Source organism: Aquabacterium sp., assembly GCF_030652515.1.
In the GTDB taxonomy this organism is placed as follows: Bacteria; Pseudomonadota; Gammaproteobacteria; order Burkholderiales; family Burkholderiaceae_C; genus Aquabacterium.
The window spans coordinates 23,904-46,761 of sequence record NZ_JAUSAR010000148.1; the positions used below are offsets into that span (position 1 = coordinate 23,904).

Sequence of the window (22,858 nt, forward strand, 5' to 3'; positions counted from 1 at the left end):
GTGCGTTTCTTCCTGATCAATGAAAGCTTCCAGGAGCTGGCAGACTGGCCCGACACGCCGCCCACGCAAGGCTTCCTGTGGGTGACCACGGCGCGGCGCGAGTTCGAAGTCGGACTGGGCAAGGTCCAGGCCCAGTTGCAGCACCTGACTGGCGGCAACCTGGTGGACCTGCACGTGATGGACTTGCTGAACGCGCAGTTGCCCTCGCAGTACGACTACACCTCCTGGTACGACATGCTGGTGTTCCGCCGCCTGGCTGCCGCGCAGGGCACGGAAGGCATGTTCCTGGACGACACGCATGGCACGCTCAGCAGCGCGCGCCAGGCTCTCGCCAGCATCGACACCAGCCCGGTGGGCTTCGTGGTGTTCGACCGTGTGCTGCTGACCGTGCACCCGGCCGATTGCTCGGTGCGCGATTTCTTCGAAGGGCGCCTCAATCAGATGGTCAGCGCCGACGAGCGCAACGAGAACCGCACGGAAGGGCGCGGCGCGGTCAACCGCCTTCCGCCCAGTTCGGCCGACCTGATGGTGCGCATCGTCAACCACATGGTCGACAGTTACCTGGACTTGCGTCGCCTGTTGACCAAACAATCGGCCTACCTGCAGCAGGAGCTGCTGAGCAACCGCAAGCAGTTCAACCACTGGCAATCGCTGCTGGAGGCGCGCAACACCCTGCACCTGCTGGAAGACACCTGCGAAGACCAGCGCAGCGCCGTGCAGGAATGGATCGATGCGCTGGACGATTGGCCCATGCCCACCGAGCCCACCGCTGCGCGCGAACGCGAGGTGCTGCGCGTGCGTTCGCGCGACGTGCTGGAGCACATCGAGCGGGTGCTGGGCCATGTGCGGCGACTGGAGTCGTCATCCGAAGGCGCGGTGCAGATGCATTTTTCGCTGCAGGGCAACCGCACCAACGACATCATGCGCACCCTCACGGTGATGACGGCGGTGTTCCTACCGTTGAACCTGATCACCGGCGTCTTTGGCATGAACTTCGACTTCCTGCCGCTGATCCACACCAAGCTGGGCTTCTGGGTGGCGTGCGGGCTGATGGCGGGGGTGGTGGTGTCGCTGTTGGTGCTGTTCAGAAGGCGGCGCTATCTGGAAAGTTAGGCCGGGTGCAAACCCACCCCTGCCTTGCGGGGTCAAGCCTGTGCAGCGCGCCCTGATCTTGCATGGCCTTTGGCAGAATCCAAGTTGCTTCGAACAAAACTGCAGCGAGCACCGCCAAGCAGTCGTTTCACTTTGCAGTTCAAGGGAGATCCATGAAATTCTCATTCAAACCGTTGCTGGTGGCCGCGGCGGCCTTCGTCGTGGGCAGCGCAACCCATGCCGCGTCCGGCCATGACTGGACTTTGACCTCAGGCAACATCAGCCTGGCGTTCAGCCACGATGGCTACTCTTCGATCCGCGCCGCGGGCGGCAACCTCAGCACGCCAGCCACGACACCAGTCGTACCGGGATTGGGCAACCCAGGCAGCGTCAATACGGCGAAGCTCAACAAAGTCACAACCCACCTGGATTTGCCTTTGACCAGCGGTTCCACCACCGGTGATTCGCTGATTTCCCTGGTCGCCAAGGGCTCCTTGCTGCAAATCAAAAGGGGGTTCGAAGATGACGAAGGGTTCATGCACCTGTGGTCGGTGTTCCTGACGAACTGGGAGGTCGATCTTCCCTCTTCGACGGTTTACGCGGAAATGCACACCAGCAAGCACCAAAGCTCGGCCGTTAATCTGGGCAGGGTTGCCGTTTTCCACACAAGCTGGCTTGGGGAGCCCAATATCGACTCCGAAGGTCAGATCGTCCTGGACACGACCAACGCTCAAGGCCAGAGCCTGGCACACGCCAGCGGCAATCTCAATGGCGTGTTGCGCCTGGACCGCAACACCGCCGATCTGATTCTGGTGGGGATGGGCTTGCCCACGGCGCCAGACGAGAACGTTGTCCGGCTGTTCCATGACCCCCACAAAGACTGGGGCACGCTCAGCTTTACAGCCAATCTGACAGGCACACCCACCGTGCCTGAGCCCAGCGACTTCGCCCTGGTCGGGGCCGGTATGCTGGCGCTGTGGGCGACCCAGCGCTCCAGCCGCAAGGCCTGATCAATTCAAGCCAGCAAGAGCTCGCGCACCCGGCACAGGTCGTCCCACACCAGGCCCTTGTCGACCGGGTTGCGCAGCAAGTAAGCCGGGTGGTAGGTGACGACCACGGGCGTGCCCTGCACCTCGTGCAGGCGCCCGCGCAGGCGGCCGATGGGCTCGCTGGTCTTGAGCAATGACTGCGCGGCGAAGCGCCCCATGGCGATGATGACGTGCGGCTTGACCAGGGCGATCTGGCGCATCAGGTAGGGCTCGCACTGCGCCACTTCGGCGGGCAGCGGGTTGCGGTTGCCCGGCGGGCGGCACTTGAGCACGTTGGCAATGAAGACCTGGCGGCTCGCTTCGGCCTCGCTGCGGGTCAGGCCGACGGGGCTGAGCATGCGGTCGAGCAGCTGGCCGGCGCGGCCCACGAAGGGTTCGCCCTGACGGTCTTCCTGCTCGCCCGGGGCTTCGCCGATGATCATCACGCTGGCGTGTTCGTGGCCCACGCCGAAGACGGTCTGCTGGCGGCTTTCGCACAGGCCGCAGGCGGTGCAGCCGGACACGGCTTGGCGCAGGGTGGGCCAGTCCATCTGGTCGATGCCTTCGGGGCGCTCGCGCAGGATGGCTTCAATGCCAGCGGTGGCGGCGGCGGCGAGGGACACGGGCGGCTTGGCTTCGGGTCGGGCTGGCCTGGCCGAGGGTGGCGGCGCCACGGCCTCAGCGCTGGCGCTTGGCATGGCTGGGCGGGCCGGTGAGATCACATCAGCCACAGCGGACGCCGCCACTGGCGCGTCTTCCACCGGCGCATCCGGCGGCACCGGCCAGAACGCCGGGATGCCCATCTCGCGCAGCATGGCGCGTTGGCGTTCGGACCAGGTCATGGCTGGGCGGCCTTCTTCGTCAAATCCAGGCGCATCACCAGCGCGTCTTCGCGGCCACCGGGCGCGGGGTAGTAGCCCTTGCGCACGCCGACTTCGACAAAGCCCTGGCGTCGGTACACCCCCAGCGCGCGTTCGTTGGAGGGGCGCACTTCCAGCCACAGCAAGGGCACGTCCGTCTGGCGGCAGAACACGTACAAGGTGTCCAGCAGGCCACGCGCCAGGCCAGACCCGTGCAAGGCCTTGTCGACCGCGATGTTGAGGAGGTGCATCTCTTCGACGCCGTCCATGGCCACGCACACGCCGACGATGCGGCCGGTGTCAGGCTGGGTTCGCACCCGTGTCCAGTAACCGCTGCGCAGCGAGGACCGGTAATTGTCTTCGGACCAGGCGTGCGCGGGGTGCGGGCAGGCCTGGCGCTCCATCTCAAGCACGGCGGGGATGTCGGCCTCGGTCATGGGCCGGTCGGCGAAGGCCAACACCTCGGGCGCCTGGCCGAAGAGGGGTGACGGTGAGCGTGAAGGCGCGGACATGGGGTGGATTGTCGCGCTCACAGGCGCTTGGCCGCCAGGCGCTCGGCGGTGGTTTGCGCCACTTTGTCGCGCACGTACAAAGGCAGCGCGAGGGCGGCATCCAGCAGCTCACCGCGCGCCCAGGCCTGGCGGGCCAGGGCGGCCAGGGCGGCGCCGCGCGGTGCGGCTTGCGGCCAGGTCATCTGCGTCAATCCTTCAAAAGCCGCTGGGTGCGCCAGCAAGGCGTTGCCAGCGACGCGCAGCGGCGCGTTTTCGTCAGCAGCGCCACCAGCCCAACGATCGCGGGGCACGCCCAGGGCCCACAGGCTGGGCTCGGTCTCGGCTTGCCAGTGGGTGCCTTGCCAGCGGTAGGCCGCCACGTAGAACTCGCCCATGCGGGCATCCTGGGCCACCCACAGGATGTCGCCCTCGGACCAGGCCGCAGGATCAGACTGGCGGGCGTCTTCCGCCACGGCCATCAGTGTGTCCAGCGAGATGACGGGGCAATCGGCCGCCAGGGCCAAGCCCTGCGCCAGGGAGCAGGCTGTGCGCAGGCCGGTGAAGGCGCCCGGGCCCCGGCCAAAGGCGATGGCGTCCAGTTGAGACCAGCTCAGACCCGCGTCGGCCACCAGCTTTTGCAGGGCGGGCAAGGTGGTGCTGGACGCCTGGGCGCCACCGCCGACGGCCAGCGCCTGCACCTGGTCACCCTGCACCAGGGCCAGGTGCACCACCTCGGTCGCGGTGTCCAGCACCAGCAGGCATGGCTTGGCCGGGGTGGGCACGGCGGCGGGCAAAGGAGACATCGGATCAACAGGCGGCATGGCCGGGAGTGTAGCCAACGCCGCCCTTCTATGATGCGACCATGACGGTCTCCTGTTCACATCGCCCCGCCGCGCCCTGGTGGGGCTCATTCCTCCTGGCGCTTTTTTGGGCGCCGCTGAGCGCCCACGGTCAAGCCGCGCCCGAGCCCTCCGCCGCACCAACTGCGGAGCCCCCCTGGCCGCCCAGCATTCACCAGGCCCTGCAAGCCACCCAGGTGCCCGCCTCGGCGGTGTCGATGCTGGTGCTGCCGGTCGATGGCGGCCCGGCCCGGCTCAGCCAGAGCGCCGACACGGTGCGCACCATGGCCTCGGTGATGAAACTGTTCACCACCGGCGTGGCTTTGCAGACCCTGGGGCCAGCGTTCACTTGGCGCACCCAGGTGGCGCTGGGTGGCCGCCTGCGGCCCAATGGCGTGCTGGAAGGCCCGCTGCTGATGCGCGGCGATGGCGACCCCAGCCTGGTGACCGAGCGGGTGGCGCTGATGATGAGCCGCTTGCGCGCCGCCGGCCTGCGCGAGGTGCACGGCGACTGGCTGCTGGACCGATCAGCCTTCGCCGCCGTGCCGCCGCACGACCCGGCGGCCTTCGACCAGCAGCCTTTGAGAACCCACAACGCCGGCCCCGACGCCCTGCTGGTGGCCCACCAGGCGCTGACACTGCGCCTGCGTCCTGACATGGCCAACCCGGCTTGGGCCAAGATCAGCATGGAGCCCGAGCTGAGCGGCGTGCGCCTGGTCGCCAAGGTTCCGCTGGACGACAAGGCGGCCTGCAGCGACTGGCGCGAGTCCATGGCCCTGGAGCTGCGCCCGGATGTGCCGCCTGCCTTGGGCTGGACCATCACCCTGACAGGCCGCTACCCCAGCGCCTGTGGCGAACGCGACTGGCCCGTGCACTGGCCCGGTGGCGCGCACCAGGACCACACCGAGCGCGTGCTGAGCATGGCGTGGCGCCGCGCGGGCGGGCTGCTCAAAGGGCAGGTCCAGACCTCGGGGCCCTGGCCCTTCGAAACCCCCGCCTGGTTCACCTGGGAATCCCCCCCGCTGGCCACCGTGGTGCGCGACATCAACAAATTCAGCAACAACGTGATGGCGCGGCAATTGTTCCTGACCCTGGGCCGCGATGCCGCCCCGACCGCGCTCAGCCCCCTGGGCCCGGCCACGCTGGACGCCGCCCGCACCCGCGTGACGCAGCACGTGGTGCAGGCCACCATGGATTCGGCCACGGGCACATCACCCTGCGGCCACGGGGTGCTGCTGATGGACAACGGCTCGGGCTTGTCGCGCACGGAGCAGGCCTCGGCCGCGTGCGTGGGGCGCTGGCTGCAGGCCCTGTGGGCCAGCCCGGCCATGCCCGACCTGCTGGCCTCCTTGCCCATGGCGGGCGTGGATGGCACGGCGCGCAGGATGGCGTCGGTGGCAGGCCGAGCCCACCTGAAGACCGGCTCGCTGGACGGCGTGGCCTCGGTGGCCGGGGTGGCGCTGGGTGATTCGGGGCGACGCTATGTGGTCGTGGGCGTGGTCAACGACCCCAAGGCCGACACCGCCCGGCCCGTGCTGAGGGCGCTGATCGAATGGGCGGTGCACGACCGATGAACGCGCTTCAACACCTGGTGACTTTTCTGGACCCGACCTGCGTGGAGACCATTGGCTCGGCAGCCGCCATCTTGACCACCGGCTCCTTCATCCCCCAAGCCTTGCTGACATTTCGCACGCGCGATGTCAGCGGGATCTCGCTGGGGATGTACAGCGCTTTCACGCTGGGCGTGCTGCTGTGGCTGATCTACGGCCTGGCCCTGGGCTCGTGGCCCATGACCGTGGCCAATGTCATCACCCTCACCCTGGCGGTGGCCATTCTGGGGATGAAGGTGCGCTTCATGCGCAGGTAGACAGATCAAAGCTGATCGCGGATACGGGAGATGGCCAGGCTGGCCAGGCTGCCATGCCCCAGCGGGGCAAGGCGCCGGTCATCAGCCCAGAGGTAATTGCCGTAATAAGCACGGACCTCGTCGTTGGGCACTGCAGGCGACGTGGGGTTCAAAACCCTTTCCGTGAGCACGACCAGATTGTTGGACCGGCAATTGAGCAACAGCGTCTTGGCCCTGAAGTCAGCGTTCACAGGCGCCTCGAAATCGATGCCCGGAAAAGCAGCCGTCAATGTTTTGCCATTGGGCATCGTGACCTTGGTTGGGTCTGACTGGCAAGCGGCAGCTGAATAGCTGGCGCCCAGTGAAGCGATCAGGCTGTAACCGTCTACTTTCACGATCTTGTGGCCGTTGGTCCCCGTGCTGTAGGTCAGACCACCACTGTTGAGATACCCCTCATTAAAGGCTATTGTCAAGTCGCTGGCCAGTGTGGTTTTGCCATCCATCACCGCTCTGGGCGTTTTGCCCATGTCGGGCACCGTCAGGTACACCACGCGGGCGCCCGTGGCCACAATGCTCTTGATGAGCGCCCCCAGAATCGCCCCTTGTTCGCTCATCCGAATCTTGGCGGCTTCCTCGGTCGATGGTGTAGCCTTAACCTCGTCGTAGGCCGCCATGATGTCGTTCTGACCCGCCAGCAGAGTCACCAAGACGCCGTCTCGCAACTCCCCACGGTGGGCGTTGAACTGCGTGACCACGTCGGCCACCTTGGCGCCCCACTTGGCGTATGAACGGCTGCCACCACCATCCTGTGGACAGCCGGTAGGGCCGCCCAGGCTCAAACCACCGCCACCCAGGCCATGGGCCAGGCGCTGCACCCAGTTGCCGTGGTCGTCGGCAAAATCGGTGGAGCAGTAATAGGTGTGATCGGTGGTGAGGTAGATGGTCGGAGGCGACGAACCGGCATCGTTGAATGAGCCGGTGAAAACCTCATTCACGACGGGAATGATGCTGCTGGCGACGCTGTAGCGGTACACGCCGGGAATGGACGATTGTGGGACAAAGAACGAGTCGTCGCTTGGGTAGTCAGCCGCGATCAAGGCGGCGCTGGATGCGCAGAAAACATCAGTGGGCAAGCTGGTCTTGCAAAAATTCGGCCTGTCAGCCACCACGTTGATGGTGTAGCGCGCCCGATAAGGCACGTCCGCGGTTGAGGAAGGCGCATTCGGGATGGTCCTGAAATCCACCAATGGTTCCCCAGTCGTCGCCGTGTCATCAAACGCACTGTTCTCATCCCCGAACGCGATGATCTGCGTGGGCTGGAAAGACTTGACCCGATCACCCCCACCGCAACCCGCCACCAAAGCGGCTGCGCTCAGGCAGGCGGCCACCGCCACGCCCGTGCGGCGTGAATTCAAAAGTCGGGCGGTATCGGGGATGCGGAACATGGACACTCCAAAATGGATGAGAGGCGGTCAAGCAGGGCCGAAGCTTACTAGAGTCGCGCCGTGCGAGTGTTAAGGGGGTGTTAAGCAGCCGCCGCGCGGGCGAGCCGGTCGCGAACGCCGTCCCAGACGGGGTCGACCGGGGGTTTTTCAACCCAGATCAGGTCCACGCCCAGGGCGTCGAGCTCGCGCAGGTCAGAAAACAAGTGGTGCGCGGCGCTGATAGCGTCGGCGGGCATGGCGCGCTGCACCACGCCGGGGCTGGCCGGGCGGTGCGCCCACAGGCTGCGCGAATACACGGCGATGCCCGGCGGCGTGGCCACTTTGTTGGCCAGCGCTTTGGCCGTCAGCTCGGGTTCGATCAGGTCCAGCGCCGAGGACAGTTGCGTGTCGCTCATCAGGCGCAGCTTGGCGCGCGGGGCGTAGTGCGCGGCCAGGGTACCGGAGGCGCGCGGGGCATCGGTGTCCGGGGCTTCGGAGGTGGACAGGCCCACCGGCTCGCCCGCGGCGGCTTCGATCTCGTCGCGGGTCAGGCGGCCGGGGCGCAGGATGACGGGGTGGGCGCGCGTGCAATCGACGATGGTGGACTCGATGCCCACATCGCACAGGCCGCCTTGCAGCACCCAAACCTCATCCAGGCCAGTGCCCTGATTGTTGAACTCGTCGATGACGTGTTCGGCGCGCGTCGGGCTGATGCGGCCAAAGCGGTTGGCGCTGGGCGCGGCCACGCCCATCACGCCCAGGCGGGCGGCGGCTTGCAGCAACCTCAGGGCCACGGGGTGATCGGGGCAGCGCAGGCCGATGGTGTCCTGCCCGCCCGCCGAGGCCGCGGCCATGCCCGGGGCGCGCGGCACGATCACGGTCAAGGGACCGGGCCAGAAGCGGTCCATCAGCTGTTGCGCCACCAAGGGCACGGCGGAGGCGAACTGCCAGGCGGCTTCGGCATTGGCCACGTGCACGATCAACGGGTGGTTGCTGGGTCGGCCCTTGGCTTCGAAGATGCGGGCCACAGCGGCATCATCATCGGCGCGGGCGCCCAGGCCATAGACGGTTTCAGTGGGCAGGGCCAGCAGGCCGCCATCGGCCAGGCGCTGGGCGGCTTGTTCGATGGCATCGGGTTGTGTGGCGGGATCGAGCAGTCGCATGGGTGACAGTTTAGAAAGGCTCGATGCCCAGGACGGCAGCGGCTTTCAAGGCCACTTCGCGCGCAAGGTCGGCGGTGGCGGCGGTCACGGTGAGGTGGCCCATCTTGCGGCCACGGCGAGCGTCTGTTTTGCCATACAGGTGCAGGTGGGTGCCAGGCAAGGCCAGCACGGCGGCCCAATCGGGTTCGCGCTGGGTGGTCGAAGCGCCGTCGAACCACAAATCACCCAGCAGGTTCAGCATGAAGCAGGGGCTGTGCAGTTGCGGGGCCACCAGGGGCAGGCCGGTCATGGCGCGCACCTGCATCTCGAACTGCGAGACGTCGCAGGCGTCGATCGTGTGGTGGCCAGAGTTGTGCGGGCGCGGCGCCATCTCGTTGGCGACCAGGCTGCCATCCTGCAAGATGAAAAACTCCAGGCACAGCACGCCGACGTAGTTCAGCGAGGCGGCCAAAGTCTCGGCGGCGTTGATCACTTTCGTGGACAAGGCCTCGCTCACACCAGGCGCGGGCACCGTGGTCACGGCCAGGATGCCGTCGCGGTGCAGGTTGTGCTGCACGGGGAAATGCACGATCTGGCCATCGCGGCCCCGCGCCACGATCACGCTGACCTCGAAAGCCAGGGGCAGCATTTTCTCCAGCACGCAGGGCACGTGCTTCAGCTCGTCCCAGGCCTGGGCCAGCTCGGCCCGGGTCTTGATGCGGACCTGGCCCTTGCCGTCGTAACCCAGGCGGGCGGTTTTGAGGATGCCGGGCAGCAGGTCGTCGCTGATGGCGGCCAGTTGCGCAGGTGTTTCGATCAGGGCGTGGGGGGCGCAGGGCACGCCACTGGCCACGAAGTGGGACTTTTCACGCGCACGGTCCTGGCAGACCAGCACGGCCGAGCCAGCGGGCGCCACCGGGCGGCTGAGCGCCAGGGTGTCGAGCGACTGGGCGGGCACGTTCTCGAACTCGGTGGTGACGGCCGCGCACAGGCGGGCCAACTCGGCCAGCGCGGCCGCGTCCAGGTAGTCGGCTTTCAGATGGTGGTGTGACACCAAGCCAGCCGGGCTGGCGGGATCGGGGTCGAGCACCGCCGTGGCGTAACCCATGGACTGGGCCGCGTGCACGAACATGCGGCCAAGCTGGCCGCCGCCCAAGACACCCAAGGTGGCGCCCGGCAAGATCACGTCACGGGTCATTTCGGGTCCAGGCTCAGGTCTTGGGTCATGTTGCGGGCCACTTCGGTCTGGCGGGCACGGAAAGCATCCAGCGCATCGCGCAGGCGGGCATCGTTCTGGGCCAGCATGGCCACCGCGAACAAAGCCGCGTTGCCCGCACCGGCCGTGCCGATGGCAAACGTCGCCACGGGGATGCCCTTGGGCATTTGCACGATGGAGTGCAGGGAATCGACGCCCTGCAGGTGCCGAGAGGGCACGGGCACGCCCAGCACCGGCACCGTGGTCTTGGCCGCCAGCATGCCGGGCAGGTGGGCCGCGCCGCCCGCCCCCGCGATGATGGCCACCAGCCCACGCGGGCGCGCCGCCTCGGCGTAGGCGAACATGTCGTCGGGCATGCGGTGGGCTGAAACCACCTTCGCCTCGAAGGGGACACCGAACTCGGTGAGAATGTCGGCTGCATGGCGCATCACGTCCCAGTCACTGCTGGAACCCATCACCACGCCAATCAAGGGAGTCGCGTTGTTCACGGCTCGCTCCTCGCTGTAAAACCTGCAATTTTAGGCGCTTGCTGCCACCATGATCGACATCACCCTTGAGAACTTTGAAACCGACCTGCTGGCCGGCTCTGTCCAACAGCCCATCCTGCTGGACATCTGGGCACCCTGGTGCGGCCCCTGCAAGGCGCTGGGCCCCGTGCTGGAAAAGCTGGAAACCGACTATGCCGGGCGCTTCCAACTGGCCAAGCTGAACGCCGACGAGCAGCAAGAGATCGCGGGCCAGTTGTCCGAGATGTTCGGTGTGCGCTCCATCCCCTTCTGCGTGATCTTCGTGGGCGGCCAGCCGGTGGATGGCTTCGTCGGCGCCCTGCCCGAAGCCCAGATCCGCGCGTTCCTGGACAAGCACGTGCCCAGCGAAGGGGCCATCGCCTCCGAGTTGGAGACCGAACAGGCCGAGCAACTGGTGGCCGAAGGCGACACGGCCTCGGCGCTGGACCTGCTGGAAGACGCCGTGGCCCGCGACCCCGGCAACGACGAAGCCCGCTACGACCTGATCAAGCTGCTGCTGGCCCAGGGCAACCCGGTGGCCGCCGCCAGCGTGTTCGAGCCCATCGCCGCACGCGCCTCCGGCCTGCTGGCCGAGCCCCGCGTGACCGCCTTTGGCCGCTACATCAGCGCCGCCCAGGCCGCCCCCGACTTGCGCCCGGCCACGGCCTTGACCGACGCCATTGCCGCCAACAAGCGCGACTTCCAGGCCCGTTTCGATCTGGCCCAGCAGCACTTCGCCGTCGGCCTGTTCACCCAGGCCATGGACGAGCTGCTCGAGATCATCATGCGCGACAAGGCCTGGTCGGAAGAGCTGGCCCGCAAAACCTACGTGGCCATCCTGGAAGTGATGACCAAGCCCATCCCCAAGGCCTCTGCCAAGCCAGCGGCGGCGGCTGACAACAAGGGCAAGCTGGAGATTGCCGGCAAGCACGAGGTCGCCAGCGCCGACCCCGTGATCGACCAATACCGACGCAAACTGAGCATGGCGCTGTTCTGACACCCCTCAAGAAAGCACCCCATGAACATCACCAGCCAACGCATCGCCCTGCCCTTGCTTGATGCGAACCAGCCTGAGGCCTGGCTGGAATGTCGAATGGCTGGCCCCGAGGACGCGCCGCTGCTGGTGTTTTTGCATGGCTTTCCGGAAGCGGCGTTTGCCTGGGACGAACTGCTGGCCCACTTTGGCGAGCACTACCGGTGCGTGGCGCCCAACCTGCGTGGCTACCCAGGCTCGTACTCGCCCCCTGAGGTGAAGGACTACCGCGCGCAGCTGATCGGGGGGGATGTGGTGGGCTTGATCCAGGCCTTGGGCGCCCCGGCGGCCGCCTTGATCGCGCACGACTGGGGTGGTGCCGTGGCCTGGGGCCTGGCCGCCATGGCGCCACAGATGATGGAGCGCCTGGTGATCTTGAACGCGCCCCACCCGGCCCTGTTCATGAAAGCGCTGCGCCACGACCCCGCCCAACAGGAAGCCAGCGAGTACATGAACCTGCTGCGCCGCCCCGGCGTTGAAGCCTATCTGCAGGCCGATGATTTCGCCAAGATGTGGTCCTTCTTCGAGCGCTTTGGTGGCGCCACCTGGCTCACGCCCGAGCTGCGCGATCAATACCGCCAGGCCTGGTCGGCGGGCTTGAATGGCCCGCTGAACTACTACCGCGCCTCACCACTGCACCCGCCCACGGCGCCCACCGACGCGGTCATGCATTTGAACTTGCCCGAGGCCATGCTGCACGTGAGCATCCCCACCACCGTGATCTGGGGCGAGGCCGATCTGGCCCTGCCACCCAGCCTGCTCGATGGGCTGGAAGCCTATGTACCGAGTCTGCACGTCACCCGACTGCCCGAGGCCACGCATTGGCTGGTGCATGAAGAGCCCGCCGCCGTGATCCACGCCCTTCAAGCCGCCTTGAACCGATCCGCATGAACGCTCATCATCACCACACCTTGATCTCGGCCGCCGAGCTGGCCGACTTGTTGAAGCAGGCTGACCACGATGTGCTGGTGCTGGATTGCCGCTTCAGCCTGGCCGCGCCCGAGGCAGGCCAGCAAGCCTATTTGCAGGGCCATGTGCCTGGCGCCATCTACGCCAACCTGGACACGGATTTGTCCGGCCCCAAAACCGGCCTGAACGGCCGCCACCCGCTGCCCACGCCCGAGGCCTTCCTGGCCACCTTGCGTCGCTGGGGCCTGCAAGACCACACCGAAGTCATCGCCTACGACGACGCCGGTGGCATGTTCGCGGCACGGGCCTGGTGGATGCTGCGCTGGATGGGGCACCCGTTGGTGCGCGTGCTGGATGGGGGTTGGGCAGCATGGCAGGCGCAAGGCGGTGAGGTCATCAGCACCGATGCATCTTCGCGCACGCCCTCCAATGTCCAGCTGACCCCGCATGACGAGCACCTGACCCGCATCGATTTTGTGCAGACCAATCTGGGCAACCGCGATGTGATGCAACTGGTCGATGCCCGAGCGCCAGATCGGTTTCGCGGTGAAAACGAAACCCTGGACCCGGTGGGTGGCCACATCCCCGGCGCCATCAACCGCTTCTTTCAGCTGAACCTGGGGGCCGATGGGGGCTTCAAACCCGCACAGGTGTTGCGCGATGAGTTCACGGCGCTGCTGGGCTCGCAGCCTGTCGGCACGGTGGTGCATCAATGCGGCTCGGGCGTGACGGCCTGCCACAACCTGCTGGCGATGACGCACGCGGGGCTGGAAGGGTCAAGGCTGTATGCAGGGTCGTGGAGCGAGTGGTGTGCAGACCAGGGGCGGCTTTGATCAGCCTTGCCCCAGGTTGTCGAAATCCACTTCGACCCGGATCAATGATTTGACGATGCGGCCGTTGACCTGGCCAGGGGTGAATCGAGCACGCTCGAAGGTACCGCGCGCGGCATGTTCGAGAACCTCGGGCAATGCGATGCCAACGAATTCAACCCGCCCGACACGGCCATCGGCTTCGATGAACAAGTTCATGACCACGGTGTAGCGCGCGTTCTCCTGGAACGATGTCGGAAATGGCAAGAGGATGGGCGCAGTGGGTTCGGGCGCGACTGTCAGCCAGCGGCGAGGCACATAGCCCTCCAAGTCCACGGTGGGCTGCTCTGCTTGGGCGCTGTCGGCCACAGGGGCCACAGATGGGGCGGCCGTGTCCTGCTGTGGCGGCGGGCTGGCGGATGGCGACGCGGTGGGTTCCACCACAGGCTCGGCCACCAGTGCCTGGCTCACCATGCGCACCTGGACCGATCGACCAGACAGACCCCGGATCGACACCTCGTCATCCAGCCCGCTGCGAGACCACAGCAGCACCAGGCCATGCAGCGCGACGGCCACCAGCCCGCTGGCCATCAGCTGCTTGTTGTTCGTCAATGGCATGGTCGCCCCACTCATCCCATGAAGCCGTTCAGTTGTTGACCAGCTCGCGCCATGAAGCCCGCCGCAGTTGGGGCGGCCCTGGAGGCTCTTTTGTCTTCACTTTCAGGCGTGTGGTGCTGCCATCATCCTTGGAGACCATGACGCCCGAATCGCCATCGCCGCCTTCGCTCCAGACCAGCCCCACTGGCATGCCCTCGCCCAGGTATCTGGCAATGACGCCGTCGGTGCTGATGGGCGCCCCGGTTTCCACGTCGATTTCGTACAGCCATCCACTGCCCTTGCCCGCGCTGCAGACCCCACCCGCACCCGGGACACCCGCGGCCACGACCAAGGTGGTGTACTGAAACTCCATCTCCACATTGACCCGTTCCTTGCTCAGCATCAGGTCAACGCGCCAGCCAATGTCGGTGGCCCAGTTGAGCGCAGACGTCGTCGCCGTGCGGTCAGCGGTGCCGGAACTGGTGACGGTGGCAGATTTCAAACGCGCATCGGCCCGCACATCGCCCCAGTCCGTGGCCGTCAGTGGATCCTTGATCCCATAGATTGCCTGGCGGGTGGTGTCAGCCTGGTCGGTGGAACCCAAGTAGCGCCCCGTGCCCACCAGCACCACGGGGTACTTGACGGTGCCAGACGTGACCTCGGCCAGCTCGGGGCGGATGGTGATGGGTTGCGGCGTGGTGGCGTTGATCTGCAGCACAGCCAGGCGTTGTGCCGAGCCGGTGGTAACGCCGGCGTTCTCCGTCAAGGTGAAGCGCCAAAGATTGCCCAGCATGTCCCCGCCGTAGTAGCGCTTGGCGGTGTTGTCCTTCACGGAGTCAACCCATTCGCTCAAGTGGGCCAAACCACTGGGCGTGGCCGCACTGCCCGCCGTGGTGGCCACCTTGGCAACGCTGGCACCGGAATAAGCATTGCGCACATACAGGTAGCCCTTGCCCGTGCTGACATTGTTATAGCCCGAGGCAAATGCCACCACCCAGGTGCCCGAAGCCAGCTTGGTGATGATGGGCTTGCCGTGGGTGTAGCCCAGGTCGGCATCCTTCATGGCATCGCCGGTGCCCTGTGAGAACTCCCACAACATCTTCGGGCTGGCAGGGTCGGTGATGTCCAGTGCGTAGATGCCTTTGCCACCGGAGTTCAAACCGCCCACGAGGATAGTCTTCCAGACGCCACCGACAGAGATGTCACCGATCACGGGCGTGCCGTCCACGAAGTATTGGTGGTTGTTGGCATAGTCTGTGTTGGCCAAGCGGTACATCCGCGGCATCACGCTCGTCGGCACGAAAGCCCACAGTTCCTTGCCGAGGTTATTGTCGTCCGCCGCAGAGAATGCGTGCAGCATCCCGTCGTTGGCCCCGACGTACACCACCGGAGTGCGGCCAGCCTTAAGGGTCTGGAAATCAGCGTAGCCCGCGTCGGCATAGGGGAACGAAGGCCCGGCCACATAAACCGGCTGGCTTCCAACAATGTCCCCAAGCACCTTCTCGCGCTTGCGGAAGAGCGGGTTGTCGGGATTGGACATTTCATAGTCGACATGCCCTCGCAGCCAGTTGACCAACTGCTCGCCATCGTTCGCCAGGTTCTTCTTTGTCGTGTCCAGGCCCACGCACTGTTGGGGCAAAACAGTTCCTGTGTCCGCCACGTACTTGTTGCAGAAGCCGGTGAAATTGCTTCCCAATCCGTCACTCGGACTGTTCAGATTGGTGAAGGTGAAGCTCTTGAGATCGGGGCTACCGTTCTTGCCGTAGTAAATGTTGCGACGATCCGTTTGCGTGGTGGCCCGGCGCGCCAGGTTCTCGACCCCATCCCGCCCATTCAATGGCCGCACCGCACCGTCTTTGGTCCGGGCCACGAGGTTGCCGGTCCACTTTACAGTGGCATAGCTGCCACCAAAATCCAGGTAGTTGGATCCAATGTTCTTGATGTCGGTGGGTCCCACCGCGGCACCCGCGCCAGGCACATTGTTCATGCTGCCCAGAGCAGAGTTGAGCGCCGCCGTCAACGCCGTCGGGTTCTTGGCCCCAAAGTATTCACCCCGCCCATTGACCCCGGCATGCCAAAGATCGTCGATGGTTGTGGCATTGCCACTCGTCGGCGTGGGCCAGTTCACATCGCCTTTGAGTATTTTGTAGTAGGTGGACGTGATGTCACCCGCACGGGCAAGGTAGCTGGGATCGTAAGCCAGCGTCCCATTGACGCCCAGGCCCAAGGTGAAGGTGGACATGTGCTGCCAGGTGGCCGTATCGCTGTCGGCAGCCTTCATCTGCGAGTTGTCGCAAACATCACCAGAGCCGCCGGCCCCGGCTGTGCAGTTGCCCAAGGCAGAGGTGCGCAGATCGGTGTTGTAGTAATACTCGGCGACGTCGGCCAGGCTGTTCGACGACCCGCCGGATCCCCCCGTCGATGTGACGGTGGGGCCCGTGGTGGTCGTGGGCAGGGAGACCGTCACGGCTGAGCCCGTGGGCGTGATGACCTGCGAGTTCACGGGATAGATGGCACCCGGCGTGGTGCGCTTCGCACCGCAGGTGTTGCTGGCGACCGGCGTGCCGACCACCCATGCGGCGGCGTAGGTGGGTGTGGGCGGCGTGGGCGAGGAACTCGACGTGGAAGTCACCGGGCCCGCCACCGAGGTCGTCGAGGTGGTGGTGCCCGCCGTGGTCACAGCATTCACCGTGGTGGTGGTGGTCTTGTCTGTGTTGACCACCAGGTTCCCGGATATCGATGACGTGAACGTCCGGGGGGTGACAGTCTCCTTGAAGCTGAAAAAGCAACCGGTCGAGACATAGGTGTAGGTCTCGTACCTGTACTGCTGGGACACCGTGACGGGCGTCGTGGTTTGTTCGTGGGTGACCTCTTCGGCCTTCGTGACCTTGGTGGAAGTGCCCCCATCGCTGAACGGGCGCACATCGGCCCCGTCCTGTTGACCGATGTCGGTGATGCCGTCCAATTGCTTGGGGTTGCCCGAGTCGTTCCAGTAGCCATCGGTGGACAGGAAGGCATAGTTGCGTTGGCAGGCGTACTGCACCGCGTCGTAAGACTGCCCTGAAACCTGTTTCGCAAAGTAGCGTCCCGCCTTGGACAAGGCCGTGCGCAATGGTGTGCCCCCACTGGGCGTGGTGTTGTAGAGCCTGTACATGAACTGCGAGCGTTGTGTGCTGTCGTAGTCCCGCACGTTCAGGAAGGCATTGCCTGCCGAGATGGTCGACAAGGAGGAGCTCTCGGTGATCCCCGTGTTGTTGATGGTCGAGAAGCCCACCCGATACTGGTTGGACAACGGCTGAAAGGCACGCCCGGCCGCCGTGCGCATCATCAGCATGCGGGTGCGGTAGTACTGGTACCAGTTGGCATACCTTTGCTTTTGAACCGCATCCGAACCCGTGGTCAATACCACGCCGGTGAACTTGCCATCGCCCGCTTCGCCAGTGGGGTTGCCTGGGTGGCTGATGCACTCTCGTTTGAAGGTTGTGTCCTCGACCCCACTGGAGGTGTAGGTCCAGCCCATCCTGGTTTGAGTGCCGGTGTACTGGTAGTAGGTGCTGTTGTTGAGGTTGTCGACCTGGATCTCGTTGACTTTCCAGTCACCCGCAGAGTCGGTACCGTTGTAGCTGGTCACATTGATGGTGACGGTCCGGGTACAGGAAAAAAGGCAGATCCCTGAATTGGAGATGCCCGTGATAGTGCCAATGACCCAATGATTGTCGTCATTGGCGTCCACGGCGGTGATGGTGTCGCCGATCGACCAGCCCGGCAATCCCCCCAGAAAGTTGAACCCATTGAACAGACCTGCCAGAAATCCACTTTTGAAAACGAAGGATTTGCTCCCGGTGCCCGTAGTGACCGTGCTGTCGCTGTAATAGGCGGTGCCCGCCTTCAGGGTCGGTCCGAAGCCATTGGGGTTGGCCGCAGTGAACGAAGCATTCGGATAGGGGCTGCCATCCTCCTTCACCGGGGGCTCGTAGGGATAAGTCGGGTCATAGGCCACCCCATTGCACTGGGCTGACTTGTAGCCATAAGTCGTGATGTAGCTGGAGGCCGCATCCTTGACATCGTCCGGCATGTAGTCCCAGCCCATGCTGCCCGAGTTGTCGAGGATGAACAAGATGTTGGGCTTGGTCTTGGTGGTGACCAAGGTGGCCAGTGGCTCGTTGGCCAGATCGGTGGCCGCGGAAAGCGCAGAACCCGGCGCCCACAACGCCAGGCTCATCAACGCGGCCATGAGTGTCTTGATGTTCATGCTGCCCATCCTTTACAAGCTAGTACTGGACAATGGTTTCGGTGAAGCTGGTGGTGTCCCGGGCACCCACCGTGCGCACCACGATCCGGAAATACTGTCCCGTGGTGGTCCCTAGACGGGAACAGCAACCACGCCGCTTGAGGCCATCCGAACTGCTTCCCACCAGCGGCCGAGAGCAGCTGTCCGAACTGATCGCGCCGTCACCCTGGCAAAGCCGCAGGATTACATAGCGGGCGGTCGATGTGCTGCCGGTCATGACCACATCGCGTGGAATGAGGGCGCAGGTTCCGCCCCCGCTGGCATAGGCGCAGTTGTCCAGGTCCCAATCGATCAACTGCCTGCTGGCAATGACCGAAGCGGCCGTCAACTGTTGCCCGGTGGCATCCAGCGGGTCTTTCGCATTGGCGTAATAACCTGTGCGATCTTCGGTGGCCGAGTCCTTGGTCGCCCCCGAACTCGCCGTCAGGTCCGCCCCCGATGATGTCAGCCAAGCCGTCGCTGCAGTGGTGGCGATGTCTGCGCTCGCGATCGTGTCCTGCTGAAAACCAATGTTGCCCAGGATCTTGGCGCCAGAATCGACCGAACGCACCAAGGCGATGGCCGCCAGCATCAAGGCCACCAGGGTGATCAGCGCAAAGATCAATGATGCGCCACGCTGGCGCGGGTTTCGATGAACGGGGCGGGTCGTCATCATGGATTCCACATCACATTGCGCAAGGCCACCACGGTGTCAAAGATCTTGTAGCGGTAGTGCCGCCATTCATTGGCAGGGCCACTGGCGCTGACATCCAGGGTCACACACTGGTTGGTGGTGTTGCAGGTACTTTGCTCGCCCAGCTTGTCGTCGGAAACACCTTCAAGCGTCAGTGGGCCCAGATCCCAGATCAGTTGGGAAGAGCTGGTGACCTCCTCCCGCTCGTACTGCGCGCTGCGCGCCACAATCACCAGGCGAATGGCCTGGACCAGCCGCCAATCTGCATTGGTGACCGGCGGAGTGGCGCTGTAGGTGACTACCGCGCCGCCAGTGGGCGCTGTTTTGCCATAAAGGGCCTTGAGCAAAACCACCTGGGGAAATACCTCCTGCGCAGCGCCTATGCCGGTGGCCGTCAGCAATTCCTGCGCTTGCAAGGTCCAGTTGTCGGTGTTCACTGAATAGCGTCGCCGAACAGGATTAGCCCCCAGGTCAAGCAGCATGCTGCCAGCGGCATAGCCCCCACTGGGGAAAATGCCGGTGCTCGCGTTCCAGCCCGAATCGGTCGCGTGAGTGATCGAAGTGGTCGGCGTGACAGACGACACTAAAAACAAGGTGCAGGCACCGCCCGCTGCGGCTGGCATGGCCAGGATCAGGTCATTGACCACCACGCCAAGATTCGAGGCCACCGCAAACTGGCCATCGGTCTGACCATGTGGTGACGCCACCTTGATGGGCACGGAATAACCGGCCTTGCCACTGGCCATCACCGTGATCGTGTCGGAAGCACTGGCGGTGGCGCCAAAGCCGATCACCACGGGCGCCAGGACGTCGGTCGCGGGGTTGAGGATCACGGTGCCGCCATAGCTGGCGGACAGTGAACAGCCCAGGCCATCTGGCCAGCTCGTCAAGCCGTATCCCGCGGCCTGGATGTCGCGCTGCAAGGTGAAGAGCGTGGCGGCCCCGGCCACTTGCGCGTCTGAACCACTGGTGGCAGCGCGCTTGTTGCCTTCGGACTGCAGGAACACCTGCGCGATGACCAGGGTGGCCAGGAGGCCCAAGGCCACGCCCACCATCAGCTCGATCAGGGTGAATCCATGGGTACGTTTCATGGCGGGTTGGTCGTGATGATGGTGGACGTCGTGTACTGGTGCGGCGTGCCACCAGGCATGGTCCAGGTCAAAATCACATCGACACGCCCGGTGGCGGGCACCACGGTGACCGTGGAGTCGCCAGAAGATGGGAGCACCAGCGACACCTTGTTTCTCCAGCCTGCGCACTGCGGAGCGCTAGCACAGGAAGCGGTGGCATAACTGGCGATGTTGGCGGCATCGGCCCAGATCATGCCCAGCAGTTCTGCAGCCAGGTTGGCGGCATCGGCCCGCACCTTGGATTCGGACTGCGCTCGCGTCATCGCGGCCTGCAAGCCCACCAGGGCGATCACGCCGACGGAAAAGATCAGGACACTGATCATCACCTCAATCAGCATGAAACCGGTTTGCGCTTGGGCTTTCTTCATGGCATCACTGCAGGCATTTGCGACTATCGCCCGTGGTATCAATGCGCGGTTCGCACAGGCGGGCTGCGCCGCCGGGAGAAATCTCGATGCGCAGGTCATAGCTGCCATCGGCGCTGGCCACGACGATGCGGCGAATGGCGGTGCTCAGCGACGATTGCGCCAACATGCCCAGCCCGTTGAAGGTCACCGCCGTGGCGCCCGCAGAGTAATTGCTCTGAGACGCGGTCACCGTGGCGCCGCCACCATCCAGCACCGAGCCCTTGGCCAGGACCACTGTGGTCGAGTCGCACTGCCCGACAGGAGAAGCATGGCTGACCACCCAAGAGCCAGCGGCGTTCGACAAGGCGCAGGAGCCAGTCAGGTTATTGACAAGGTAGAGCGTCGTTGGGCGGTTGCGGTTGACTGCCACGCTGCGTGCCTGTTGGAGGCCATTGAGGAGGGAATCGGCCGTGTTGCGCACTTTGGCATTGCGCAGCCAATCGCCCACGCTGGGCATGGCTGCCGCCATCAGGATGCCCATGATGGCGATCGTGACCACCACCTCGATCATGGAGAAACCGCGTTGCGTTTTCATGATCAGCACTCGTCACCTTTGGTCATCCAGCAATCCTTGCCAGAAACGTCGGCCCCTTTGAATTTGGTCGTGGCCTTGATTCCCCCGTGGTTGACGGTGTAGACGTGTCCGCTTGCAGCAGTGCCGCTTTTCCCAGAAGCCTGAAGCGTGTAGGTGGTGGCCGAAATGTCGGCGTCTACACAGGTGAACGTGAAATACTTGGTTTGCGGCGGCACGAAACCACACGTGGATCCATCCAAGTAGGAGCGGTGGTCCTGGTAATACTGCTCCATCCGAATCTGCGCGTTGGACAACCCGCTGGTCGCATCTGGCAAGGAGCCGCGTCTGATGTAGTCGTTGTAAGCGGGCAAGGCCACCGACGCCAGAATCCCCACAATCGCCACCACGATCATCAATTCGATCAAGGTGAAACCCCGCGCCAATCGGCCAGAAACAGACCAGTTTTTCATCACAAACCCCTCAGCTCAAATTGCAAACGCCACCCACGGCTTCCGACTTCTATCGGCATCACCAGGCGTTACTAAATGCACGGATCGCGGCCCAAGTGCCAAACAGATCGCCCCAGCCCACCAAACCGGACTTAATTCACAGTTGGCCATCACCGTCAGGCGTCAATCGTCGCGCAGGCGAGCGCCCCGCGCTGGGGCGAACAAAGCCCCCGGCGGCGGTCTATTTCAAGGTTTGAAAAGCAGGCGAGGCGCAGGCCCGGCCCGAGGGCTCAGCCGGTCAAGGCCTCGTCCAGCAACTCCACCCAGTGCTTGACCGGCGTGGCGGTGCCGCCCTGCAGGTGCGAGATGCACCCGATGTTGGCGCTGGCAATCACTTGCGAGCCTGCGGCCTCCAGGGCCTGCACTTTCTGGTCGCGCAATTGCTGCGACATCTCAGGCTGCAGCACGCTGTAGGCGCCGCCCGCGCCGCAGCACTGGTGGCTGTCGCGGGTGGCCAGGCGCACGTCAAAACCCAACTGGCGCAGCCCGGTTTCGATCGGGCCGGGCTTGGCCGCGCTGCTCAGCTTCAAACTGTGGCTGAGGCTGCACGGCGGGTGAAAGGTGACCGAGCCCAGCGAGCCGATCGGTCGGCGCGCCATGCGCCGCGACAGCATAGGCACCCACTCGGGCAGCAACTGGCCCGGGTCACGCACCAGGTCGCTGACGCGGCGGGCGCGGTCGGCGTACACCGGGTCGTCGGCCAGCAGCTTGCCGTAGTCGCGCGTCCACGCCCCGCAGCCCGAGGCGTTCACCACGATGGCTTCGATGGGCGTCTGGCCTTCGATCAAAGGCCACCAGGCGTCGATGTTGGTGCGCGCCCGGTCCTTGGCACCCTCCACATCGCCCAGGTGCCCCTGGATGGCACCGCAGCAGCCGGAGGCCGGGGCCACCACGGCGCGCACGCCCACGGCGTCCATCACCCGCGCGGTCGAGGCATCAATGTGGGGCCGCAAGGCCGGTTGCACGCAGCCCTTGAGCATCAGCATCTGGCGGGTGTGCAGGCTTTTCTTGGGATCGGGCCAGGCGGCGGGGGGCAAAGGCGCGCGCAAGGGAATCTGGGCGCGCAGCTTGGCTGGCAACAAGGGCCGCACGGCCTGGCCCAGGCGCAAGGCGGGCGCGAACCAGCGTGAGGGCATCACCGTGCGCAGGGCCCAGCGCATCAGGCGCTCCTGGCGTGGGCGCTGCACGCGCTCGTCCACCGCGGCCTGGCCCACGGCCAGCAGCTCGTGGTACGGCACGCCCGAGGGGCAGGTGCTCTCGCAATGGTTGCAGCCGATGCAGCGATCCAGGTGCGTTTGCGTGGTGCGCGTGGGTGCCTGCCCTTCAAACACCTGCTTCATCAAATAGATGCGGCCGCGCGGGCCGTCCAGCTCGTTGCCGGTCAGCTTGTAGGTGGGGCAAGTGGCGTTGCAGAAACCACAGTGCACGCATTGGCGCAGCACCGCCTGGGCCTGCTGGCCTTCTGCGGTGGATTCGAACTCAGGAGACAGCTGGGTTTGCATGAAGGCGACCGGTGTTGAACACCCCGTGGGGATCGAATGA

Annotated in this window: 22 protein-coding genes; 7 read left to right on the forward strand and 15 right to left on the reverse strand. The window is 65.0% G+C overall.

The features are described 5' to 3' along the window. Positions 1-1,113, forward strand: coding sequence for a magnesium transporter CorA family protein (locus Q7V20_RS17075; RefSeq protein WP_304793877.1), 1,113 nt, complete (start codon positions 1-3; stop codon positions 1,111-1,113). Positions 1,114-1,265: 152 nt separating this feature from the next. Next, positions 1,266-2,102, forward strand: coding sequence for a hypothetical protein (locus Q7V20_RS17080; protein ID WP_304793880.1), 837 nt, complete (start codon positions 1,266-1,268; stop codon positions 2,100-2,102). A 5-nt stretch (positions 2,103-2,107) separates the two neighbouring features. On the opposite strand, the gene Q7V20_RS17085 is transcribed toward Q7V20_RS17080, so the two are convergent. The 3 genes from Q7V20_RS17085 to tsaB are packed head-to-tail and all read right to left on the reverse strand — an operon-like array spanning position 2,108 to position 4,274. After that, positions 2,108-2,962 carry a uracil-DNA glycosylase family protein gene (locus tag Q7V20_RS17085; protein ID WP_304793883.1) on the reverse strand — a complete coding sequence of 285 codons (855 nt, stop codon included), beginning with the start codon at positions 2,960-2,962 and terminating at the stop codon, positions 2,108-2,110. Beyond that, a complete protein-coding gene (gene rimI / locus Q7V20_RS17090; RefSeq protein ID WP_304793886.1) occupies positions 2,959-3,492 on the reverse strand; it encodes a ribosomal protein S18-alanine N-acetyltransferase in 534 nt (177 codons plus the stop codon). Before rimI ends, Q7V20_RS17085 begins: the two co-directional genes overlap by 4 nt. Positions 3,493-3,509: 17 nt before the next feature. Then, positions 3,510-4,274, reverse strand: a complete 765-nt coding sequence (gene tsaB / locus Q7V20_RS17095) for a tRNA (adenosine(37)-N6)-threonylcarbamoyltransferase complex dimerization subunit type 1 TsaB (RefSeq protein WP_304793890.1) — start codon at positions 4,272-4,274, stop codon at positions 3,510-3,512. A gap of 59 nt (positions 4,275-4,333) precedes the next feature. Between tsaB and dacB the strand changes: the two genes are divergently transcribed. Both dacB and Q7V20_RS17105 read left to right on the forward strand, forming a co-directional pair. Beyond that, the gene (dacB, locus tag Q7V20_RS17100; protein ID WP_304793893.1) at positions 4,334-5,884 is read left to right on the forward strand and encodes a D-alanyl-D-alanine carboxypeptidase/D-alanyl-D-alanine-endopeptidase; all 1,551 of its coding nucleotides are present in this window, start codon (positions 4,334-4,336) and stop codon (positions 5,882-5,884) included. Next, positions 5,881-6,177: a SemiSWEET transporter gene (locus tag Q7V20_RS17105; protein ID WP_304793896.1), complete on the forward strand. Its 297-nt coding sequence runs from the start codon at positions 5,881-5,883 to the stop codon at positions 6,175-6,177. Before dacB ends, Q7V20_RS17105 begins: the two co-directional genes overlap by 4 nt. A gap of 5 nt (positions 6,178-6,182) precedes the next feature. Here the strand turns inward: Q7V20_RS17105 and Q7V20_RS17110 are convergent, their stop codons facing one another. The 4 genes from Q7V20_RS17110 to purE form a co-directional block, all read right to left on the reverse strand. Continuing rightward, positions 6,183-7,601 carry a hypothetical protein gene (locus Q7V20_RS17110; protein WP_304793899.1) on the reverse strand — a complete coding sequence of 473 codons (1,419 nt, stop codon included), beginning with the start codon at positions 7,599-7,601 and terminating at the stop codon, positions 6,183-6,185. Positions 7,602-7,681: 80 nt separating this feature from the next. Then, positions 7,682-8,743 carry an L-threonylcarbamoyladenylate synthase gene (locus tag Q7V20_RS17115; protein ID WP_304793902.1) on the reverse strand — a complete coding sequence of 354 codons (1,062 nt, stop codon included), beginning with the start codon at positions 8,741-8,743 and terminating at the stop codon, positions 7,682-7,684. 10 nt (positions 8,744-8,753) lie between these two features. Next, positions 8,754-9,920 carry a 5-(carboxyamino)imidazole ribonucleotide synthase gene (locus Q7V20_RS17120; RefSeq protein WP_304793905.1) on the reverse strand — a complete coding sequence of 389 codons (1,167 nt, stop codon included), beginning with the start codon at positions 9,918-9,920 and terminating at the stop codon, positions 8,754-8,756. After that, entirely contained in the window at positions 9,917-10,393 is a 477-nt protein-coding gene (gene purE, locus Q7V20_RS17125; RefSeq protein WP_304793934.1) for a 5-(carboxyamino)imidazole ribonucleotide mutase, read from the reverse strand. Before purE ends, Q7V20_RS17120 begins: the two co-directional genes overlap by 4 nt. An 82-nt stretch (positions 10,394-10,475) precedes the next feature. Between purE and Q7V20_RS17130 the strand changes: the two genes are divergently transcribed. Genes Q7V20_RS17130 through Q7V20_RS17140 form a run of 3 tightly spaced genes read left to right on the forward strand, consistent with a single transcriptional unit; the run spans position 10,476 to position 13,219 of the window. After that, positions 10,476-11,441, forward strand: a complete 966-nt coding sequence (locus tag Q7V20_RS17130) for a tetratricopeptide repeat protein (protein WP_304793908.1) — start codon at positions 10,476-10,478, stop codon at positions 11,439-11,441. A 21-nt stretch (positions 11,442-11,462) separates the two neighbouring features. Beyond that, positions 11,463-12,368, forward strand: a complete 906-nt coding sequence (locus Q7V20_RS17135; protein WP_304793910.1) for an alpha/beta fold hydrolase — start codon at positions 11,463-11,465, stop codon at positions 12,366-12,368. After that, a complete protein-coding gene (locus Q7V20_RS17140) occupies positions 12,365-13,219 on the forward strand; it encodes a sulfurtransferase (protein ID WP_304793913.1) in 855 nt (284 codons plus the stop codon). Before Q7V20_RS17135 ends, Q7V20_RS17140 begins: the two co-directional genes overlap by 4 nt. Here Q7V20_RS17140 and Q7V20_RS17145 read toward each other — a convergent pair whose 3' ends face one another. The 8 genes from Q7V20_RS17145 to glcF all read right to left on the reverse strand — a co-directional run. Then, positions 13,220-13,813 (reverse strand): hypothetical protein, encoded by a 594-nt coding sequence (locus tag Q7V20_RS17145; RefSeq protein ID WP_304793915.1) that lies wholly within the window; start codon positions 13,811-13,813, stop codon positions 13,220-13,222. Between the two features lie 28 nt (positions 13,814-13,841). Then, positions 13,842-18,044, reverse strand: coding sequence for a pilus assembly protein (locus Q7V20_RS17150; RefSeq protein WP_304793916.1), 4,203 nt, complete (start codon positions 18,042-18,044; stop codon positions 13,842-13,844). A 19-nt stretch (positions 18,045-18,063) separates the two neighbouring features. Further along, on the reverse strand, positions 18,064-18,738 hold the full coding sequence (locus Q7V20_RS17155; RefSeq protein ID WP_304793919.1) for a hypothetical protein: 675 nt from the start codon (positions 18,736-18,738) through the stop codon (positions 18,064-18,066). Further along, positions 18,735-19,847, reverse strand: a complete 1,113-nt coding sequence (locus tag Q7V20_RS17160; RefSeq protein ID WP_304793921.1) for a PilW family protein — start codon at positions 19,845-19,847, stop codon at positions 18,735-18,737. The genes Q7V20_RS17155 and Q7V20_RS17160 overlap by 4 nt, the downstream gene beginning before the upstream one ends. Then, positions 19,844-20,254: a pilus assembly protein PilV gene (locus tag Q7V20_RS17165; RefSeq protein WP_304793923.1), complete on the reverse strand. Its 411-nt coding sequence runs from the start codon at positions 20,252-20,254 to the stop codon at positions 19,844-19,846. The genes Q7V20_RS17160 and Q7V20_RS17165 overlap by 4 nt, the downstream gene beginning before the upstream one ends. 4 nt (positions 20,255-20,258) lie before the next feature. Continuing rightward, a complete protein-coding gene (locus Q7V20_RS17170; RefSeq protein WP_304793925.1) occupies positions 20,259-20,828 on the reverse strand; it encodes a GspH/FimT family pseudopilin in 570 nt (189 codons plus the stop codon). A gap of 2 nt (positions 20,829-20,830) precedes the next feature. Beyond that, positions 20,831-21,277, reverse strand: a complete 447-nt coding sequence (locus Q7V20_RS17175) for a type IV pilin protein (RefSeq protein ID WP_304793928.1) — start codon at positions 21,275-21,277, stop codon at positions 20,831-20,833. 269 nt (positions 21,278-21,546) lie between these two features. Next, positions 21,547-22,858: glycolate oxidase subunit GlcF (gene glcF, locus Q7V20_RS17180; RefSeq protein WP_370652491.1), on the reverse strand; the 1,312-nt coding region annotated here is incomplete at its 5' end.

What these genes read in the sequence shown, in the direction of transcription:
- Q7V20_RS17150 (WP_304793916.1), bottom strand. Translation starts at nt 18,044, where the DNA reads ATGAACATCAAGACACTCATGGCCGCGTTGATGAGCCTGGCGTTGTGG.
- Q7V20_RS17155 (WP_304793919.1), bottom strand. Translation starts at nt 18,738, where the DNA reads ATGATGACGACCCGCCCCGTTCATCGAAACCCGCGCCAGCGTGGCGCA.
- Q7V20_RS17080 (WP_304793880.1), top strand. Translation starts at nt 1,266, where the DNA reads ATGAAATTCTCATTCAAACCGTTGCTGGTGGCCGCGGCGGCCTTCGTC.
- tsaB (WP_304793890.1), bottom strand. Translation starts at nt 4,274, where the DNA reads ATGTCTCCTTTGCCCGCCGCCGTGCCCACCCCGGCCAAGCCATGCCTG.
- rimI (WP_304793886.1), bottom strand. Translation starts at nt 3,492, where the DNA reads ATGTCCGCGCCTTCACGCTCACCGTCACCCCTCTTCGGCCAGGCGCCC.
- Q7V20_RS17145 (WP_304793915.1), bottom strand. Translation starts at nt 13,813, where the DNA reads ATGCCATTGACGAACAACAAGCAGCTGATGGCCAGCGGGCTGGTGGCC.
- Q7V20_RS17170 (WP_304793925.1), bottom strand. Translation starts at nt 20,828, where the DNA reads ATGAAAACGCAACGCGGTTTCTCCATGATCGAGGTGGTGGTCACGATC.
- Q7V20_RS17165 (WP_304793923.1), bottom strand. Translation starts at nt 20,254, where the DNA reads ATGAAGAAAGCCCAAGCGCAAACCGGTTTCATGCTGATTGAGGTGATG.
- Q7V20_RS17105 (WP_304793896.1), top strand. Translation starts at nt 5,881, where the DNA reads ATGAACGCGCTTCAACACCTGGTGACTTTTCTGGACCCGACCTGCGTG.
- purE (WP_304793934.1), bottom strand. Translation starts at nt 10,393, where the DNA reads ATGGGTTCCAGCAGTGACTGGGACGTGATGCGCCATGCAGCCGACATT.
- Q7V20_RS17135 (WP_304793910.1), top strand. Translation starts at nt 11,463, where the DNA reads ATGAACATCACCAGCCAACGCATCGCCCTGCCCTTGCTTGATGCGAAC.
- Q7V20_RS17110 (WP_304793899.1), bottom strand. Translation starts at nt 7,601, where the DNA reads ATGTTCCGCATCCCCGATACCGCCCGACTTTTGAATTCACGCCGCACG.
- dacB (WP_304793893.1), top strand. Translation starts at nt 4,334, where the DNA reads ATGACGGTCTCCTGTTCACATCGCCCCGCCGCGCCCTGGTGGGGCTCA.
- Q7V20_RS17130 (WP_304793908.1), top strand. Translation starts at nt 10,476, where the DNA reads ATGATCGACATCACCCTTGAGAACTTTGAAACCGACCTGCTGGCCGGC.
- Q7V20_RS17160 (WP_304793921.1), bottom strand. Translation starts at nt 19,847, where the DNA reads ATGAAACGTACCCATGGATTCACCCTGATCGAGCTGATGGTGGGCGTG.
- Q7V20_RS17085 (WP_304793883.1), bottom strand. Translation starts at nt 2,962, where the DNA reads ATGACCTGGTCCGAACGCCAACGCGCCATGCTGCGCGAGATGGGCATC.
- Q7V20_RS17140 (WP_304793913.1), top strand. Translation starts at nt 12,365, where the DNA reads ATGAACGCTCATCATCACCACACCTTGATCTCGGCCGCCGAGCTGGCC.
- Q7V20_RS17120 (WP_304793905.1), bottom strand. Translation starts at nt 9,920, where the DNA reads ATGACCCGTGACGTGATCTTGCCGGGCGCCACCTTGGGTGTCTTGGGC.
- Q7V20_RS17175 (WP_304793928.1), bottom strand. Translation starts at nt 21,277, where the DNA reads ATGAAAAACTGGTCTGTTTCTGGCCGATTGGCGCGGGGTTTCACCTTG.
- Q7V20_RS17115 (WP_304793902.1), bottom strand. Translation starts at nt 8,743, where the DNA reads ATGCGACTGCTCGATCCCGCCACACAACCCGATGCCATCGAACAAGCC.